The sequence below is a fragment of the Marinobacter sp. F3R08 genome (genome assembly GCF_018860425.1).
Classification (GTDB): Bacteria; Pseudomonadota; Gammaproteobacteria; order Pseudomonadales; family Oleiphilaceae; genus Marinobacter.
In genome coordinates this window covers 27,192-43,442 of record NZ_JAHKPI010000002.1, presented here as the reverse complement: position 1 = coordinate 43,442, position 16,251 = coordinate 27,192, and the positions used below count along the sequence as shown (strand labels likewise).

Annotated in this window: 21 protein-coding genes; 3 read left to right on the top strand and 18 right to left on the bottom strand. The window is 49.8% G+C overall.

The features are described 5' to 3' along the window. The first annotated feature begins 163 nt into the window (after positions 1-163). Positions 164-412: a hypothetical protein gene (locus KO499_RS00285; RefSeq protein WP_215981767.1), complete on the top strand. Its 249-nt coding sequence runs from the start codon at positions 164-166 to the stop codon at positions 410-412. A 168-nt stretch (positions 413-580) separates the two neighbouring features. Continuing rightward, positions 581-1,051, top strand: coding sequence for a hypothetical protein (locus tag KO499_RS00280; RefSeq protein WP_215981766.1), 471 nt, complete (start codon positions 581-583; stop codon positions 1,049-1,051). A 50-nt stretch (positions 1,052-1,101) separates the two neighbouring features. Here the strand turns inward: KO499_RS00280 and KO499_RS00275 are convergent, their stop codons facing one another. The 11 genes from KO499_RS00275 to KO499_RS00225 form a co-directional block, all read right to left on the bottom strand. Next, positions 1,102-3,192, bottom strand: coding sequence for a DNA topoisomerase III (locus KO499_RS00275; protein WP_215981765.1), 2,091 nt, complete (start codon positions 3,190-3,192; stop codon positions 1,102-1,104). 10 nt (positions 3,193-3,202) lie between these two features. Then, positions 3,203-3,700: a PilZ domain-containing protein gene (locus KO499_RS00270; RefSeq protein WP_215981764.1), complete on the bottom strand. Its 498-nt coding sequence runs from the start codon at positions 3,698-3,700 to the stop codon at positions 3,203-3,205. Positions 3,701-4,078: 378 nt separating this feature from the next. After that, complete coding sequence (locus tag KO499_RS00265; protein WP_215981763.1) at positions 4,079-4,453, bottom strand: hypothetical protein; 375 nt, start codon at positions 4,451-4,453, stop codon at positions 4,079-4,081. 5 nt (positions 4,454-4,458) lie between these two features. Next, on the bottom strand, positions 4,459-5,025 hold the full coding sequence (locus KO499_RS00260; protein ID WP_215981762.1) for a hypothetical protein: 567 nt from the start codon (positions 5,023-5,025) through the stop codon (positions 4,459-4,461). A 3-nt stretch (positions 5,026-5,028) separates the two neighbouring features. Beyond that, on the bottom strand, positions 5,029-5,310 hold the full coding sequence (locus KO499_RS00255; RefSeq protein ID WP_215981761.1) for a hypothetical protein: 282 nt from the start codon (positions 5,308-5,310) through the stop codon (positions 5,029-5,031). Positions 5,311-5,450: 140 nt separating this feature from the next. Next, complete coding sequence (locus tag KO499_RS00250) at positions 5,451-5,756, bottom strand: hypothetical protein (RefSeq protein ID WP_215981760.1); 306 nt, start codon at positions 5,754-5,756, stop codon at positions 5,451-5,453. A 49-nt stretch (positions 5,757-5,805) separates the two neighbouring features. Next, positions 5,806-6,705 carry a hypothetical protein gene (locus KO499_RS00245; protein WP_215981759.1) on the bottom strand — a complete coding sequence of 300 codons (900 nt, stop codon included), beginning with the start codon at positions 6,703-6,705 and terminating at the stop codon, positions 5,806-5,808. A gap of 88 nt (positions 6,706-6,793) precedes the next feature. Beyond that, positions 6,794-7,306, bottom strand: coding sequence for a hypothetical protein (locus tag KO499_RS00240; protein WP_215981758.1), 513 nt, complete (start codon positions 7,304-7,306; stop codon positions 6,794-6,796). A gap of 13 nt (positions 7,307-7,319) precedes the next feature. After that, positions 7,320-7,709 (bottom strand): hypothetical protein, encoded by a 390-nt coding sequence (locus KO499_RS00235; RefSeq protein ID WP_215981757.1) that lies wholly within the window; start codon positions 7,707-7,709, stop codon positions 7,320-7,322. A gap of 193 nt (positions 7,710-7,902) precedes the next feature. Continuing rightward, entirely contained in the window at positions 7,903-8,478 is a 576-nt protein-coding gene (locus KO499_RS00230) for a uracil-DNA glycosylase (protein WP_215981756.1), read from the bottom strand. 172 nt (positions 8,479-8,650) lie between these two features. Then, a complete protein-coding gene (locus tag KO499_RS00225; RefSeq protein ID WP_215981755.1) occupies positions 8,651-9,457 on the bottom strand; it encodes a hypothetical protein in 807 nt (268 codons plus the stop codon). 192 nt (positions 9,458-9,649) lie between these two features. On the opposite strand from KO499_RS00225, the gene KO499_RS00220 reads away from it, so the two are divergent. Continuing rightward, a complete protein-coding gene (locus KO499_RS00220) occupies positions 9,650-10,126 on the top strand; it encodes a hypothetical protein (protein WP_215981754.1) in 477 nt (158 codons plus the stop codon). Positions 10,127-10,174: 48 nt separating this feature from the next. Here the strand turns inward: KO499_RS00220 and KO499_RS00215 are convergent, their stop codons facing one another. The 7 genes from KO499_RS00215 to KO499_RS00185 form a co-directional block, all read right to left on the bottom strand. Then, positions 10,175-11,020 carry a hypothetical protein gene (locus tag KO499_RS00215; protein ID WP_215981753.1) on the bottom strand — a complete coding sequence of 282 codons (846 nt, stop codon included), beginning with the start codon at positions 11,018-11,020 and terminating at the stop codon, positions 10,175-10,177. Further along, complete coding sequence (locus KO499_RS00210) at positions 11,017-12,600, bottom strand: hypothetical protein (RefSeq protein ID WP_215981752.1); 1,584 nt, start codon at positions 12,598-12,600, stop codon at positions 11,017-11,019. Before KO499_RS00210 ends, KO499_RS00215 begins: the two co-directional genes overlap by 4 nt. A gap of 37 nt (positions 12,601-12,637) precedes the next feature. Continuing rightward, positions 12,638-14,074 carry an OmpA family protein gene (locus tag KO499_RS00205; protein WP_215981751.1) on the bottom strand — a complete coding sequence of 479 codons (1,437 nt, stop codon included), beginning with the start codon at positions 14,072-14,074 and terminating at the stop codon, positions 12,638-12,640. Between the two features lie 132 nt (positions 14,075-14,206). After that, the gene (locus KO499_RS00200; RefSeq protein ID WP_215981750.1) at positions 14,207-14,641 is read right to left on the bottom strand and encodes a DUF2384 domain-containing protein; all 435 of its coding nucleotides are present in this window, start codon (positions 14,639-14,641) and stop codon (positions 14,207-14,209) included. A 67-nt stretch (positions 14,642-14,708) separates the two neighbouring features. Continuing rightward, the gene (locus KO499_RS00195) at positions 14,709-15,119 is read right to left on the bottom strand and encodes a hypothetical protein (protein WP_215981749.1); all 411 of its coding nucleotides are present in this window, start codon (positions 15,117-15,119) and stop codon (positions 14,709-14,711) included. Positions 15,120-15,249: 130 nt separating this feature from the next. Further along, positions 15,250-15,720: a metal-dependent hydrolase gene (locus KO499_RS19935; protein ID WP_215981748.1), complete on the bottom strand. Its 471-nt coding sequence runs from the start codon at positions 15,718-15,720 to the stop codon at positions 15,250-15,252. A gap of 99 nt (positions 15,721-15,819) precedes the next feature. Then, on the bottom strand, positions 15,820-16,080 hold the full coding sequence (locus tag KO499_RS00185; RefSeq protein WP_215981747.1) for a hypothetical protein: 261 nt from the start codon (positions 16,078-16,080) through the stop codon (positions 15,820-15,822). Between the last annotated feature and the right edge of the window lie 171 nt (positions 16,081-16,251).

The window sequence follows — 16,251 nt, the reverse complement described above, 5'->3', positions numbered from 1 at the left end:
GTTTCACAGCATTCACTTGCGTATCGATATACGACATACTGGCGCTACTTTGCGGTCTGCTTTATTGTGACAAAGCGGGAAGAGGCGAAGGACTACACTATTATGCGATTAATGATCTGCCGTGAGTTCTGATCAGGATTGCAGTAACCCATAAGGTTCATAGATGCGTGACAAACTGCTCAGTGATCTGGTCAGCATTGCCGACAAAATGGCGATCGAGCTCTCTGGTGATCCCAGCAAACAACTGACCAGAGCAGAAAAAGATAAGCTACTCAAAACCTGGAACATCATGCGCCAGTCTATTGGCGCAGAATCGAGCCCTGGCGATCGACCATTAGGGGAGCCGTACAATTCGCGCCCCGAAGATGAGCGCAAAGCCAAGGTCGTTCATCTTTACACCGGCTCGCGGTGATTCTTTACTCTGAGCAACGCTCACGTACAGCTTTATCAGATCTCATGTCATGAAACCTCCCGAACGGAGGTTTTTGCGTTTCAGGCAAGAAAACCGCTTCCTCTACCCCAACCGCCCTGCCCTTCTTATCAGATAATCCGATCATACAAGCTGGTATGTGAGGGAAAGATGATTCGTTTAGTAATCCTGTTCGTTGCGGTTTCAATGTTGGCCCCGGTGGCATTAAATTCTATTCTGCCAGAACGTCAGAAGAACGCGCTTAAACATTGGCTTGTCTCTAACGATTTGAGCTTTATTGCCGGCACTTTACTCGGAAATGGCGAGCCAACGGCAGAGCAGCCATCAGACGCGCTTAGCGCAGCCAAACAGATGGACTACTCTGCTAGCTTTAATGAACTGAAAAGCACGGTTCAGAGCGCCACAGAGGGCTTTTCTCAGGGGATCTCCAGTGATGCCGGCCAACATTACTTTGAGAGCTATGTGGGTCCAGGCCAAGCCCATTTAGATAGTAGAGGGCCTTCTGCTGAATGGTTTCCTGATTACCAATTCTCAGATCAAACGAAGGTGCATAGCGTTCAAGAAACAGGTTGTGTGCAAGACAAACAGATTTCAATGAATTCAGGGAACTGTAGCTACTAATTAGCCTACACGACCATAAAAAAACCCGGCTCTTGCCGGGTTTTCTCTATCTATGCCGCTTTTTTCTTTCTAACCGTCCCCTTCTTCTTGGTCGTCGCCCTCTTCTTTTTTCCGTCAAAGTCCGGCTTGTTACGGTAATTATCGAACGTCTTGTTGCAGCTGCGAGATGTACAACCCCAGAAGTCTCCGTACTGACCTTTCCGCTTACGCATTTCAGATCCGCAGGATGGACAATCATAAGCAGGCCCTTTCTCTGCTGCCAGTGCCGCTTTGACCTCAGGGTTATCAGCTATGCCGCTAGCCTTAACCTTCTCAATCATCTTGCTCAACCAGCGCTCAAGTTCTGACAAGAAATTGGTCATGGTTTGCTCCCCGGAAGCAATCTTCTCCAGTTCTTGCTCCCAGGCAGCTGTCATCCCAGGACTGGATACAACCTTCGGAACGAAGCTGATCAGAGCGGCTGCTTTTGGTGTTGAACGCAGTGTCCGCTTTTCGCGCTTTAGATACCCCTTCTGGATCGCCCCTTCGATAATACCTGCTCGGGTTGCCACCGTGCCGATCCCAGATGTTTCTTTCAACACCCTTTTAAACTGAGGCTCCGGAACAAAGCGGGCGATGTTTTCCATAGCGGCAAGCAGAGCTGCCTCCGTGAAGTGCGGAGCCGGGCGAGTCATCTTCTCATAGAAGTTCGCTGTTCTTGCCTGAGCACCCTCACCTTCTGACATTGCTGGTAACGTGCTGTTCTCGGCATCGTCTTCAGCATCATCCTTTGGGTCGTGCTCACTTTGCTCTTGAAACAAAACTCTCCAGCCCATTGCTTTGGGAACTTTCCCATTCGCGACGAACTGTTGGGGTTCCTGCTGAGAATTTCCACCAATATGCGCAACAACATCTGTCGACTCGAATTGATACGGTTCGTAGAACTGGGCCACATAGAACCTGCGTACAGCGTCGTAAAGCTGCCTTTCCCTCTCATTCAGTTTCGAGAGATCCCCAACCTTGTGAGTTGGGATGATCCCATTGTGAGCTGAGACCTTTGAATCATTAAAAGCTCGCCCCTTCACTGTTGCATCGGCACCTGCGCAAATTCCCGCAAAGTCAGGATCGCTCCGACTAAGGCTTTGTAGAATGCCTGATACCTCTTGATGCTGGGAATCCGGAAGATATCTTGAATCTGTACGTGGATAGGATATGAGCTTATGTGTCTCATAGAGGGACTGGGCAATGTCCAATACTTCCTGAGCCGTATATCCCCAACGTTTCGATCCATATTGCTGAAGGCTAGTCATATCAAATGGAAGCGGAGCGTTCTCTTTGCGTTGTTTCTGGGTAACCTTGGCAATTCTCCCCTGAGCTCCCTGAATTGCCTGTGCAACTTGCTGTGCATACCCCTTGTTAATGCAACGGCCTTCAGAATCAGCCATGTCCTCAGGACAAACCCATTTCGCATTAAAGTGACCGCGCTGTACCAGGATGTTCGCCGACACTTCATAAAATGGTGACGGGACAAATTCTTCAATTGCTTTGTCACGTTGATACACCAAGGCAACAGTGGGTGTGACTACCCGTCCAACATGAAGTGTGATCTCACCACCCGCTGCCCGGCCTAATAAAGTGTATAGCCTCGAAAGATTCATTCCGACCAGCCAGTCGGCTCGGGCTCGCGACAAGCCAGCGTAGTACAAAGGTTCTGTTTCACGTCCTTGAAGTGGATCGGCTAGCGCTTTGCGAATCGACGTGTCATCAAGAGCGGTTAGCTTCAGTCTTGTGACTGGCCCATTGAACTTGCACAGGTACATCAATTCTCGTGCAATGAGCTCGCCCTCACGCTCATAGTCAGTTGAGATACAAATGCTGTCTGCTTTTGCTATCAACCCTTTGATGACTTTGAACTGCTTTGCGCCTGACTTCTTGATCTTCATCTTCCAGGGCTTGGGGATAATCGGTAAAGGGTCCAGCTCCCAGCGCTTAAGCGACTCATCATAGTCGTCAGGCATGAACTGTTCAGCCAAATGACCAAACGCCCAGGTCACAGCCTGATTATTACTGCACTCTATATACCCATCCGAACGTTTAACTATGCCAAGAACGGTGGCCAAGTCTTTTGCTTGTGAAGGTTTCTCACATAGATACAGTTTCATGAGTCTATCCTCAGCACGCAGATTTCTGGCGATCGTTTACATTTTCAATTGCGGCCAGAAAATCTTCGAAATCTATCAATGCCGTTTCCGTTTGCAGTCGGCGAAGGTCTCGGATCAGATCGGGGCGGAACTGAATACCAGTTCGGAATTTGTTCCCGTACTTCGTCACACGTCGAACTTCACCGGGAACTAGAAATGCGTCCAGGTGAGTTAAGGATCTATCTGGCTGTATTTTTATCCAAAGCTTAGAACCGGTAAGGAACTTCTCGACGGAATCAAACAGGGTGCCGCTCCGAGAAAAGTTAGCGGCAGATACCTGGGTCCAAGTGGCCTGAACATCGGTGCTTCGCCGTACAAGCATTATTGAACCCATGAACAATCGTCGCCTGTGAAGCCTACGTTCACCTTCGTAAAGTTCCTCGGTAGCTTTCACAAGCGCCTCAGACACGTCTTCACGGACATAGGTCTTTGTCTTGGGCATTCCATTGTTATGCGCGATCAGTGACATCATTACCTCCTTAAATCTCTGATTAAGAGCGTACTGATGTTCCATATCCCAATGGCGGAGGTAGCTGCCTATTTTTTTACCAAATCTTATGTAACAGGCGTAATGCTGACACTCCAGAAACGGATCGCATCTTTCGCATGCGAAAGATGAATAGGGGATTAAGGTCGTCTTTCTGGAGGAGCCGAATCAGACGGTGATCTTTCGCATGCGAAAAATGAGTAGGGGATTAAGGTCGTCTTTCTGGAGGAGTCCAATCAGACCGAGATCTTTCGCATGCGAAAAACGAGTAGGGTATTGAGAACGGATTTCTGCAGGGGGCCAGTCAGGCTGAGATCTTTCGCATGCGAAAGATGAAATCACCTACGTAGCCAGACATGTTCATGACGCAATTTCTTTAATCAGTTCTTCAGGAATCCTTTCATTGAATGCCGCTGCACCGGTGTACCTATACGCCTCGGTTTCCCAAAACATTCCGTGAGGAACATCATCAGCGTAAGGGAAATACTTCTGCAAACGGACATCGAGAATCCCGCCATTGGGAAGCTCAATCCAACAATGTGGAAATACAGTTTCGCCAGATCTAGCCTGAACGACTGATCCACACATTCTGGTATGACCAACACCTTCACGCTCCAGTTCGTAAGAAAGGAGATCTGCAGCTGCGTTACAATCTAAATGAGATAGCTCAGCAATCTGATCGAGCAATAGGTCAAGATCATCCAGAAGATCACTGGTTAGTGTGGTCTGGTTCATTCCAGCTAATCCCAAAAATCTGATGGGAGATCCGGCTCTCCCGGTTCGTACAGTCTTTTAGTTTTCCATAGTTGGAAGCGGGCGGGGTCGAACCCATCACCATCACGCTCCCACTCCTTTCTGAAGGCAATGGCTGTCCGCAGAGCATGGAAATGATGGTCCCCTGACGAACCCTCACAGAGATGAAAACCGCGTGTTTTTGGTGTTCCACGGTCATTCCATGCCGCCATGTAGCGGATATAGGTGACACCTCGGCGCTTATCCAGATAAGCGTTCTTGGAGACTCCAAGCACACCAGTATTTGAGTTGGCCTTAGCGAACTCGCGAATTCTGCGCCGGCCTGCTTTGGTCCTTCCGAACTGAGCCCGCAATTGAAGGTTTCGAGATTTTGCAGCTTGCACTGCAGGCCGAATTCCGCCCCATTGTCGATAAGAATAAAACCCTCCGAGATTTTTTCCATTCTCGACAAATCTCATCTGGCATCCTGATGTACAAGGAAAAGAGATCCCGAAACGGGATTCGACCAGAAGATCTCTAACCTCTTTGGGAATATTGCGTTGTGAGCCGTCCATAAATCAGGTCTCCGAGCACAGTGTTACGGACTCTTTAAGCGCAACATCCAACCTATCTAGTGAGATAGTTAGGTGATCTGGAAAGCAGCCAACGGTGCTTTCAACCATTTCAGGAAGTTGTTCTGAACGCGAGGCCAACGCCATCTCCAGAGATATCCCATAGCTAAAATAGAGTAGGGCGGGGCCAATTTTGACCATGAGAAAATTCAGGACCAGACCAACAAGAACTGCCGTGATTTTGATGACAACAAATGTAGCCGGCGAGTCGATCACACTGTGATTCATTGGGCGATCCAACTCTCAACAATGTCCGCAACGTGTTGGGCAACCGGTAACAGGTCGGGGTTCTGACCTATTACTGCAAAACCCAGAGTTGCCCCGACGATCAACGTAGCAATAGTTTTCATCATCATTCTCCACACTGCTTATTGCATACACACTCGAACTTCGTCCTCTGTCTGAGAAACTATTACTTCCCCGGCTTCAGAGAATCCATAAGCTCGCCGTGTTATTTCTTCGGACAATCGGCCTTGCTCAAGCACAGTAAGCCCCTGAAGAACTGAACGATCTTGGGTGTGCTCCGCAAGCAATTCCAAAGTTGCTGTCTTGATCTGAATCTCGCTGGTGCCAGGTGGAAGAACCAGGCAATGCTCTTCAGCCCACAAAGCACCAACCATTGCTGAAAGAGCTGCCGAAAGGTAGATAACCACCAACGCATATCGCTTGTTCATAGATGACATCTCCTTTCAGCGGGATCTGAGGTAATGCCTCCAACTGGCTCTATTTAAGCTTGGACTTCGGTTTGACGAAGTGCAGCTCTTGCCCCTGGTTTAGAAAGTACGGGTAGCCCTTGGCCTCCCCTTTAACGTTCAAAACTGGGTAGGCTTCAGCATCAGGGATGAACATATATGCCCAGCCTGGAAGCTCCTCAGAAAACCGTTTGTGCATTTCCATGGTGGGCAGAAAGCCGCCATTGTTCAGGGTGAACTTGATCTCATGCCTCATACGGCTAGGCAGCTCCCAAGACTCTTCACCATTCAGTTCATGGCCAACTGGTGCGTATCCAGTCTCCAAACCGCCAGCTCGAACCATAAGGGCGCAGTTGCTGTCGTTCTTACCTTCGTCCGTAATCATGAACTCACAGTTGAATTCCGGGGCGTTGATGATGAAAACCTCAAATTCATAGGTATCATCAAGGTCGATCTCAGGGCCGCGATGAACCTTCTTGTCATACTCAAATGCTTCATATTCAAGACCGGATTCGTCGAGAACCTTCTTTGCGGCGGCTAAGTAGGTATCAAATATCTCACCGTGGAGATCTCGACCACTTTGCTCTTCGTTCATCGGCAGTCGGCCAACAATCCATGTGTTTTCATAGCTCTTTGGAGACGCAATATCGAGCAGGGCGATAATGAGAGAATTCGCCAGTCCTTCATATTCAAAGCCGCTCAAACCCAGGCCAGCAGTGCTTTCGTAGTTTGCGCCCGCAATGAGAATTCCGTGCTTTAACAGCGGGGAAGAACGCTGATGATCTTCATTGGTTGGTTCATCCTGGATGCGGTGTCCGCCCAGTGATTCATTAAGCATGTACGCTTGCGATTTCGGCTGGCTGGCACAGCCAACCATTAAAACCGATAGAACAAGGGCTGCTAACATAGATGTTGTGCGGCGTAGGGACATTGGTCGCTCCTATAAGTTCGTTTTTACTGTTTTAGTTTCCCATGGGAATTGGAAATGCAAGCCCAGCTACCAAGAGGGGCTCACGTTCTCAATGAATTCGGTATACCACTGCACGAGTTGAATCTGAGCTGTTCGGTCGATCCAGCGCCTGGTCAATGAAATGGTGAACTCTCCCCCAATCCGGGTCCAGGTCACTACCGAGATGGTGGTATTCATTTGTACTAGATTCTGCAAGGGCTTCAACCATCTGAGCATTGAGATGATCAATCACGGGGCCGACAGTTGGCCATTGGTCCGTAACCCACGCATCATCCCTCAAGGTACCGCAATCTATGCGATCATCTGCGGAGTATACCTTTGAGCCAATCAGGCCAAGGGCATGGGAATATAGGCCAAAGCAACCTTCTAGCGTTGCCATATCATAGCGAACCCCATCTTCCGCCCAGCCCAAAACCTGAGCCGTCTCGAAACACTCCTCAATCACGCTTGCGCTAACGCAGTCGCATCCATCACTTCGTAGTGATGATTCCAAATCGGCGGCAAACAGCTGCAGATCGAAAAACTGGTGACGAATATATTTGCGGAATCTGATTCCCTGCATGTAGACCCTTAAGTTAGGCGCATTTAGTGAGTCGATTTGAGGTGACTATGAGTCGAGGACGAAAGCCATCGAGCAACTGGACCAGTTCGGGCCCAAGTAGATCGGTTGCCTCTGTCACGACCAAGTAGTCCTTGTCCCCTTTGATAGAGTTCAGAAAACGCTTCAACGTGACCTTTGCTTCTGCATCACAAAACGGAATGTCGATGATGCCGCAATCGGCGTTCAAGAGATCTGAGAGGTCTGCGCTTAGCCCCTTCCCAATACGGGCATATCGAATGCGTATACCTGAAAGATCCTCGGGAATCGCATTGATCCCGTTGCCATAGGTAAGGGCGATGAGTTTTTGCGGCGTATTACCAGCATATTGCTCAAGCAACCTTGCAACCGTTTCCTGCTTATCCATTGTTAACCTTTCCAGAATTGATAGGCGTGATCGGCGATATCAGCTGACGTGAAAGGTAGCGCTGTCATCACGAGAGCTGCCAATACAGCTGAAATGAGCCCGAGGATCACCTTTTCAGTGTTTGATAGTGTGACTTCATTATTTTGTTCGCGGGTAGGCATGACTGGCGCTCTCTCGAATGAATGTATACCGACTATGCCACGGCGTTCGAAAATGCAAGTGACACCAGAATTGCATCCAATGATTCCCTAAATTCGTCGAACCCAACGATGTCAGGGTCTTTAATTCCGTTGTAATGAACGCCCAGATCATGCATTGCTTTCTCCGCAACCATACCGACTGCAGCGATAGGCACATCAGGATGCATATCAATCAACGACTGGAGATAGATTCTCCCCAGGTGAATTTCACGATGTGTAGGTAGTCGATCCGATCCTGCACCTCGCTCTCCCTCCGGATGCCAGGGCACGGTGTTGCAAAGAATGGTGCTTGTCGCGAATCCGTGCTCGTACAACGCTTTCCAGACAATCTCAGCTGTTTTGTCGCGCATAGGCTTTCCGCGCTTGGACAGACGGTTAACACCCTCAGGGAGCTGTACTCGTGGAACCAGCCCATCAAGAATCTGTTGCTCGGAGGTGAAAGGAATCCCCGTGAACCTGGATTCCTGGTACCGAGCGGAGTTACCAACCAGAATTAACTTGGGTGTGCAATCGAGGTGAGCAATCAGGCGCTCCTTCCGATCCTCAGCACCGTTAATGCTCGTTTCCATTACACACGTCTGAGACCACGGATTGTGAACTCGTGGGAGCATCGGTACCGAGATAGCTTCTACGTAATGCTCAGGTGTCATCATGGCGATTTGTCCTCTCGTGCTGCATTGCCTTGAATTGGGAGAATTATCACCGCTGAGGGCAAACTACTTCGCAAGAGTGGGTGCTTTTTTATCGTCCGAACACGTTTTTTCTGGCAACAACTGAACGAATTTTGGCGAGACCCAGAGCCGTCATGGACAAGAAAATGGAAGCGAGGGCCCCGAAAGTAGCCATCTGGATCACGAGAGCGGCAAGAGACAAAGCCCCAGCATCGAGATTCACGTAGGGATATATGTATTGGGACGAGATGACGGGAAACAGGGAAGTTAGAAACCGATACGCAATGTAGACCAAAGCCACACTTATTAGACCCGACGCAGATCCGGCCATGTCAGCTTTACTTGGTGTGGCGTGCGTGCTGATCATAATGCATAGCAGGATAACGAGCACGTCAGTCGGTCGGTTAACTGCATGTAGCAAATGGTCAATCCACGCCGAAAATGCTGAGAAGACGCCTCCGTCGATGAATTGAACATAATCGTTAAGGACCGGCAAACCAGATGACAATAGTAGCGCGTAAACCGCTAGCCCACCGCCAATAAGGGGCGCAATCCCTACAAAGAATCGCCCTATGCCATGTCGCAACGATCCGCTTCGGTAAGAGTAGCTCACATAGCCAAGTGATTTTGACTGGGGATCTGGCTTATACAAAGCCATTTCAACTACTGTCATACCAAATAACTTCACCATAATCGCATGAGATATCTCGTGGACAGGCGTTCCTACTATTCCCGTAGCTAGTTCGATGCGCTGAGAATATCGGCCTACAGTCCAGTACCACGCCTCATTCGCTACGTAGAGGATAAACCCTGGTATGACGATGAATAGTGATAGCCATGCCAGCTGTGTAACCCAAGTGATTAGATGTTCAATCATATATGCACCGTGCGATTCTAGTTCTGGCTTATTGTCCCAGACACTGGAGCGCTAGCAGGCTGGGTTGCGGTCGTTTTTTCGCTCATACCTTTGCCAAATCAGCGAGCCGATGCATTAACCTATTCATGTTGACGCCGGTTGGTGTCACACCATTTTCTGGTCAATACGTTAACTCCAATTGGTGTCCAAAGAATGAAACGACAGCCCGCCAGTGCAGATGGTCAGTTCGGAGAAGCGCTAAAGTATTTCCGTCCCCAGGTGGCATGCACCATCCAGAAGGTCACGACTAAACGCAACCGCGAGAGCTCTCTAAACCTGGAGCTTGCCCCAGCAGCTGAAGGGGAGGTCCGCTGGGATGAGAAGCTGACCATTCAGGTGAGCTCGACTGAACTGCCACGGTTCTGCGCTTGTGTGCTACGGATCACACCAAGTATCGAGTTTAAGTACCACGGCGAAGCTCGAAACAAGAGTTATTCACTTCAATGGCAATCTGAAGCGGTTCTCCGAATTGATCTCTCAACCCAGGGGAAACGATTATTCATTCCACTGACCGGTGACGAGGTGTTTTGGTTGGCCGAGATGGCCTTGGACCAGCTCCACGAAAACACTCGGTCCATGACGAAGACCGATCTTATGAACTTGCTGGCTCGCAGCTTCAAAGGGACTTAAGCCGATCACAAAAGCAGCCCGGCTGGAGAAACCGGGCAGGGAAGGTTGTTATTGGATGGGGCCAAAAAGCTGAGGCTGTCCCCACCCGGCCAACGTGGCGTCAGAATGCTCGAAGTAAGTCTTCCAGAAAGCATGCATGTTTTGCATTGCAGTTTGGCTCAGGTATCCATCATTACCAGAAATTCCAGCCCCAATAACGTTCACTGAAGCTCCATCGAGTTGGCTCAATAGGCCCACTTCCTTTGTGCGACTCAATGTCTTCTGAACATCCAGATTAGTGATTCCACCGTTTCCATAGAACGAAACCGAGTCAGAGTTCTCCATCATGTCAGAGACGAGCAAGACCACCTTCTCAGGAGTCTCACTGGTACTGATCGCGCCCTGTCCGAAATTGACCAATGACCCCATCAGTTCAGTCTTAGGAAGGTCAGTGCTGGCCTCTGCAAACGCGGTTTTCAAGGTTTCGTCAATAGCGCCACGCACAAACGCCTTTTGCCGCTCCATGCAACGATCGAACTTTCGTAGATCTGTCTTCCCTGTCTTAAACCGGACATCCTCATCCAATTCGTGATCAAGAGCTCCCGTGAGTGGCATTTGTGCATAACGCCCTTCAGCGTATGCACTGAAGGTTAGAACGGTGATGCGGTCACCTGGTTGCAAATATTCATGAACCTTACTGTGGACATGCCGTTTCAAATGAACGTTAAACTCCAGGGTTTGATCGATCACAACAAACAATTCGCGCTGCGCTGGCAATGGATCAATGGCACCTCCAAGCAGCCCGTAGCAGGAGGGGAAGTCATCCCGGCCCACGCTGTGGGCGACCGAAGCCGCCCCCGCGATCAGACAGGCCGTCAGTGCTTTCGCAATTCCGGATCTGATGCTCATGATCATTGGTTGGCTTCCTCCATCATTCGAAGCGCTTCTTCTTCGGATACCTCAGGCTTTCGCTCGGCTTCTTTCTTCGCACGCTGTTTCAAGAGGAGGTCAATGGTTCTCTCACGATCCCATCCCAGCTTATCCATCCAGGTCAGGATCACGTCCTCGGGAATTCCATGCCCAGACGCAGAGTCGCTCTGCAGGGCCTCAGGCTCCTCTGACGAGATCTTCGTCGGAGCCGGCCCATGTTCTGGGTTTTCACTTTCAGCCAGCTTAGCGGCTCGCTGACGGCGCTCAATAGACGATTCGACTGCATAGGAATTCTGTTCCTGACTGAACTTGCGGGCATAAGTGAGGAACGTGCGACTGTTACCTTCCTCAAGCGTCTTCACCATTGCTTTGTCGGTAGCAGTCGCGTTCAGCTTGTCGGACATTTTCGACTGGAGTTTAGTCAGGTTTCTCTGAGCGATTTGAGACACAAGATTCCGCTTCCGCTCATGGTAAGCCTCAAACTCATCATGGTTTCTGAACTTGTGACTGAAATCGTATGCCGTTCTGGACTCTTTCCCACCGAACCCTGTTTTAAAACCAATGAGCACACCAAGTATTTGCAGGAAGATAAAGATCACGGCCAGAACGATAAACGTTGCCCAACCGCCTTTGAGATTGGCGTCCATGATCTGGGAGTCAACGACTTCATCAGTTTTGGTTTGACTATCCAGAAGTTCAGCTGGAATGTCGGAGGCATAAGGGTCAGCAGAGTACGCTGATTCAGCCATCTCACCGATCGCTCCTACATCTGCTCGATGGATCTCCATTTGTTCGGTTTGGAGCACCTGGCCACGAACGTAGGTTGCGCCTACGGCCACACAGAGGACAAAGATCGCGGTACTGACCGTTATTTTGTACGAAGGCTTAACCGCAGCGTTTGTGTTTATACGGCTGAGAATCTGCCGCCACGCTGGGTCTTTATCATCTTCATGGTCATACTCAAGGGAAACGCTGGTATTGGGGTGCATTGCACTATTAGTGTCACTCTGATGCCACCAAGTACGTGCCTTTTTGACGAGGCCATTGTTATGCAGCTCGTGACCGGTTTTATGTGTCAGGGCGACAAGAAGGCCGGAAATCAGAAGAGCAATACCAACCGCACCTTGCTGCTGTAGAGATTCACTAGCACCGGGAATCGTGAAACCCGCCAGCACGTATGAGAAACCCATTGCTTCAATGAACACCATGATGCAAATAGCCATCCAGCCAAAGAAACCAAGCTTTTCCCGGCCCAGTTCATCGACCTTCCGCAGATAACTCTTGCAGTTATGATAAAACTTGGGGCCTTTATCAACCTCTGCAAAATAGGGGCGGAACTCCCCGCAGAGATCCTTCTCAGCATGGAACCACCCGGATTCATCACGCCCCGGCTGCTTAGACAGCCGGCTTATCTTCCCGATGACCGGCATGTTCATTTTGACCCGCAGCCAAAAGAATGAAACTTCATCCCAGAACTTTTTCACCAGAAGCGTTGCGATGATAGTGAGAACGATGGCTCCCAGGATAATACGGTATTCGTTGATCGCACTTAGAATGCTATCCATCTGTTTTTCCTCATACTGCGGAGTTGTTCAACGTTATTTAGTGGAGTCGCTTTAGTGCGATTTCCTGTTCGTAGAGGCCTTCACCTTCGCCGTAATAGAACATTCCGACTTTGACGGTCTTCCCACCGTTGTTGGGCATGACAACATCCATGCATTCAACTGGCTGGCCTTCAGCAAAGTACGTTCGCATCAAAAGGCCTTTCTCCCCTGGATAAGCCTCAATGTGTGGTTCAGCTACGTAATCAGCTGTCTTGTCCTGCTTTACGTTCTCGTAGATTCGAACAATCGGGCGACCTTCCGGCTTGCCACTTTCACGCTTGATCCGAAGCTCATCGAACGCGATCATGTGTCCGTTGACTGTATCCAGCCATACGTTCCCGTTGAGGCCGGGCCAGTAATCCGCCATATCAAGTTCTGATACTTCGAGTTTTTCCCCGCTACCCAGATTTTTGATGTCTCCAGTAACCCGAGGCGAGTCCAAATAACAGGGAGACAAGTCATTTCCGGGTGATGCGACAGCTTCAGAGAACACAGAAAAGCTAATACCATTCGAACTTGAATCAGTGTTGCCAGCGGCCTTTTGAATTTGAGTGAAATCTGCCGATGCGGGCTGACCACCAAAATCGACCATGGCTTGAAACGATGGTGTAGCCATTGGTTCATCGACAGGCTCGACATCCACGACTTCCGGCACTTGGACTGGCGCTGGCGATTTCTGGACCCTCTCACGAATCGTTTTCTTCTCGCTTGCGGTCTTATTGGAGTGCGCCAGAAAGCGTTTGTCTTTTTGGCGTTGGAGGTTGTAGGCGGCTAACGATTCCTCGGAGTCGATTTCAATGATTTCTACTCGACGGTTTGTAGAGCGACCGCCAGAGGTATCGTTAGTTGCTACCGGTTGGGATTCGCCGGCCCCTTGGAAATAGATCTGATCAGACGGCACCCCAATTTCATGGAACAGCTCTGCGACTGTGCGTGCACGTTGTTCAGAGAGCGTCTGGTTGTATGCGTCAGACCCCGAAGCATCGGTGTGCCCAATAACAAGAATCTTTTGCGGCTTATCGCGGTAGATCGTTGCGACAGACATCAGGTCCATACGGGCACTTGTCTTCAGAAGGGCAGAGTCTGACTCGAACATACCGCCTTCGTTGATCGAGAGTTCAAATCCATTGTCCTTACTGGAATTGAAGGTCTTGACCGACTTCGTTTCCAGGGCAATCCCTTTCTCTTGCGCTACTTTCCGGAGTTCCTCCTGACGCTTGTCGTAAAGGTTTCCCAACACCATGCCGCCAACCAGGCCGACTGCAATGCAACCGGGATCTCCGTCGCATGCCAGAGCCCCGGCTGCCGCGCCCACGATACCTCCAATGATTACACCTCCGCGTTCGCTCATGGTGTTGTTGAAGCTAGCGCAACCGGAGGACAGGACGATCGCCGACCCCATCGATACTGCAACGGCAAGCTTTGCGCGATTCATACTGTTTCTACTCCCTTTCATTATGTTCGAGCTGGGGATATCAAATTGAAGTTATCACTGGTTATGAATATGCAAGGGAGCGAGCAGACGCTCCCCACGTCAGCGCCTGGCGCTCTGTTTATGGCAGGTAGATCAGGATGCCTTCTTAAAACCCTCAACCTCTGGGACTTCACCACTGATGGCTTTGCAGGCAGTTGCGATGCCGATCAAATGGCCGTTGAGCATCAGGTGGAGTGGTGATTTACCAAAAAAGGGCTGGCCAGACTTCGGGGCTCGAACCTCTCGATTTGCTCTTGGAATACTGCTGTATTTTCCAACAAGAGATTTATAAACCAGGACGAAGCATCGAATTCGAACCAGCTGCTCACGTTTCAATGGAGTAGCTGGTGTCTTGCGGAGATCCTCCAGCTCGATCAATCCCACGTTGAGCAACTTCATTTGCTCATCGATAGTTGTGTTCCAGTCACTACAGATCCGGAAAAAGGCCTTAAGAGCTACGAATCCGAGCTTCGAATGGAAATCAAACTTTGCTATCTCGGGAGGCAGAACCACTTTGCTGCTTGCCATTTGGTACCCTCTGTTTCCTACTGTTAACCCTCTTATCCACAGAAATCCTGAACAAAGCTGTTGATAACTATGCTTTGTCTGTCAGGAGCGCCCTGTTTTGTGTGGCTATCACGGAGTTGGTCATTTGATGATCGGAAGATATGAGCTCACCCCATGTGGAGTGGTACCTGCTTTGACGAGTGTTGGTTGCCATTGAGAGGTATCGTTCTCGATAACTCATTGTCTGGATGAGCATTTCATCCGCACGCCTTGAATACTCCTGGTATGAGAGCCAGTTGTTCTTCCCGGCAGCATCTGGCGCTTTGGACAGATCGGTTATGCCAAAGAGGGCATCGATCATGCGAGCGGTCATTCGCTCCAACTCAGCCTTCGCCATAAGTGCGCTGAATGTAATTCGTTGATCACGGCTCAAACGCATGTAGAGTTCAATTCCAACATCGCCATAGCGGCTGTGAACCATCCAAAATGAGCTTTTCATCTTCTCGGCTCCTGACTCCGTAGACGTGCTGATAGCTGGGGATAAGAGTAGTGATATAGGACGGATAATTGGCAAAGGTTTGCGCTATTTCTTTTACCAAAACGCTTTGTTTTGTCGTGACAAAGCATGATCAGATCTGAGAGTAGGAGATTGAGCTAATCGCCGTAGCCCAAATTACTATCAGAACGGTGTCAGCTCTACCCGATTTCCAAAGCTTCAAAGAGTGGCGCTTCCACGGGTGTAACCAGGGAATGCCGGTTGGGTTTGGCCAATCAAAAACCAGATGCGTGATACCACCAACTGAAAACCCGACTAATGCAGGATAGGTAATACCGGGGTAGGGGAGGGCGCTGGCCTCTGGGTTGCAGAATAACCATACCGCTAAAGCAATCCATGCCGGGACCCAGTGTGTCACGGTACGGTGGGCGACCCAATAACGTCCTCGGACATGCTCTACAGAATCTGGGAACACACCTCCATGCCATCCAGCTATGATGCATACACCAGCGGAAATTGCGGTGCTTGGTTGAAGCAACCCGAGGTAAGACGCGGCTCCAATGCCTGAAATAGCGCCTGTTGCGTGGTGACCGATACGATTCATGATAAAGCTCCGTGGTTCTAGCTAAATCGTATCGGTGATTTCGAAAATGCAACGTGTGGAAGGTAAGCGACCTTTAGGCTTTTTGTAGCTGGCCGACGATTACAGAGCAAAAATGGCGAAACCGGTGACCAGCATGTATATCGGAAGAACACGCCACCCGTTTTGAACCAAGGAAATACCGACGGAGCCAAGCATCATCGACGAAGAAACAACGAAAAAGGCTTTGCGGAGAGCTATGGACGAGACATCCAATGAAAAGTGCAAGCCAGTGAAAATCAGCGCTACTGCAGTCAGAAACACACCGATGCCAACAAGCTCCTTCGTACTTGGCGTGCGTAGCGTTAATGCCAGAAGGTTCACGCTATTATGTCCTTACAGAATTTAAGTGCAGCACAAACGCCCATTGAAGCAATGAACGCGATTGCGGCTGAAACATAAACCACCCCCGTTCCTTGAAAACCAACGATCTCGGCCTTAAAACCCGCCATTGCAGCGCATACTGTTGCTACCAGAAAAATCTTCACGTACCAG

What these genes read in the sequence shown, in the direction of transcription:
- KO499_RS00285 (WP_215981767.1), top strand. Translation starts at nt 164, where the DNA reads ATGCGTGACAAACTGCTCAGTGATCTGGTCAGCATTGCCGACAAAATG.
- KO499_RS00280 (WP_215981766.1), top strand. Translation starts at nt 581, where the DNA reads ATGATTCGTTTAGTAATCCTGTTCGTTGCGGTTTCAATGTTGGCCCCG.
- KO499_RS00275 (WP_215981765.1), bottom strand. Translation starts at nt 3,192, where the DNA reads ATGAAACTGTATCTATGTGAGAAACCTTCACAAGCAAAAGACTTGGCC.
- KO499_RS00270 (WP_215981764.1), bottom strand. Translation starts at nt 3,700, where the DNA reads ATGTCACTGATCGCGCATAACAATGGAATGCCCAAGACAAAGACCTAT.
- KO499_RS00265 (WP_215981763.1), bottom strand. Translation starts at nt 4,453, where the DNA reads ATGAACCAGACCACACTAACCAGTGATCTTCTGGATGATCTTGACCTA.
- KO499_RS00260 (WP_215981762.1), bottom strand. Translation starts at nt 5,025, where the DNA reads ATGGACGGCTCACAACGCAATATTCCCAAAGAGGTTAGAGATCTTCTG.
- KO499_RS00255 (WP_215981761.1), bottom strand. Translation starts at nt 5,310, where the DNA reads ATGAATCACAGTGTGATCGACTCGCCGGCTACATTTGTTGTCATCAAA.
- KO499_RS00250 (WP_215981760.1), bottom strand. Translation starts at nt 5,756, where the DNA reads ATGAACAAGCGATATGCGTTGGTGGTTATCTACCTTTCGGCAGCTCTT.
- KO499_RS00245 (WP_215981759.1), bottom strand. Translation starts at nt 6,705, where the DNA reads ATGTCCCTACGCCGCACAACATCTATGTTAGCAGCCCTTGTTCTATCG.
- KO499_RS00240 (WP_215981758.1), bottom strand. Translation starts at nt 7,306, where the DNA reads ATGCAGGGAATCAGATTCCGCAAATATATTCGTCACCAGTTTTTCGAT.
- KO499_RS00235 (WP_215981757.1), bottom strand. Translation starts at nt 7,709, where the DNA reads ATGGATAAGCAGGAAACGGTTGCAAGGTTGCTTGAGCAATATGCTGGT.
- KO499_RS00230 (WP_215981756.1), bottom strand. Translation starts at nt 8,478, where the DNA reads ATGGAAACGAGCATTAACGGTGCTGAGGATCGGAAGGAGCGCCTGATT.
- KO499_RS00225 (WP_215981755.1), bottom strand. Translation starts at nt 9,457, where the DNA reads ATGATTGAACATCTAATCACTTGGGTTACACAGCTGGCATGGCTATCA.
- KO499_RS00220 (WP_215981754.1), top strand. Translation starts at nt 9,650, where the DNA reads ATGAAACGACAGCCCGCCAGTGCAGATGGTCAGTTCGGAGAAGCGCTA.
- KO499_RS00215 (WP_215981753.1), bottom strand. Translation starts at nt 11,020, where the DNA reads ATGATCATGAGCATCAGATCCGGAATTGCGAAAGCACTGACGGCCTGT.
- KO499_RS00210 (WP_215981752.1), bottom strand. Translation starts at nt 12,600, where the DNA reads ATGGATAGCATTCTAAGTGCGATCAACGAATACCGTATTATCCTGGGA.
- KO499_RS00205 (WP_215981751.1), bottom strand. Translation starts at nt 14,074, where the DNA reads ATGAATCGCGCAAAGCTTGCCGTTGCAGTATCGATGGGGTCGGCGATC.
- KO499_RS00200 (WP_215981750.1), bottom strand. Translation starts at nt 14,641, where the DNA reads ATGGCAAGCAGCAAAGTGGTTCTGCCTCCCGAGATAGCAAAGTTTGAT.
- KO499_RS00195 (WP_215981749.1), bottom strand. Translation starts at nt 15,119, where the DNA reads ATGAAAAGCTCATTTTGGATGGTTCACAGCCGCTATGGCGATGTTGGA.
- KO499_RS19935 (WP_215981748.1), bottom strand. Translation starts at nt 15,720, where the DNA reads ATGAATCGTATCGGTCACCACGCAACAGGCGCTATTTCAGGCATTGGA.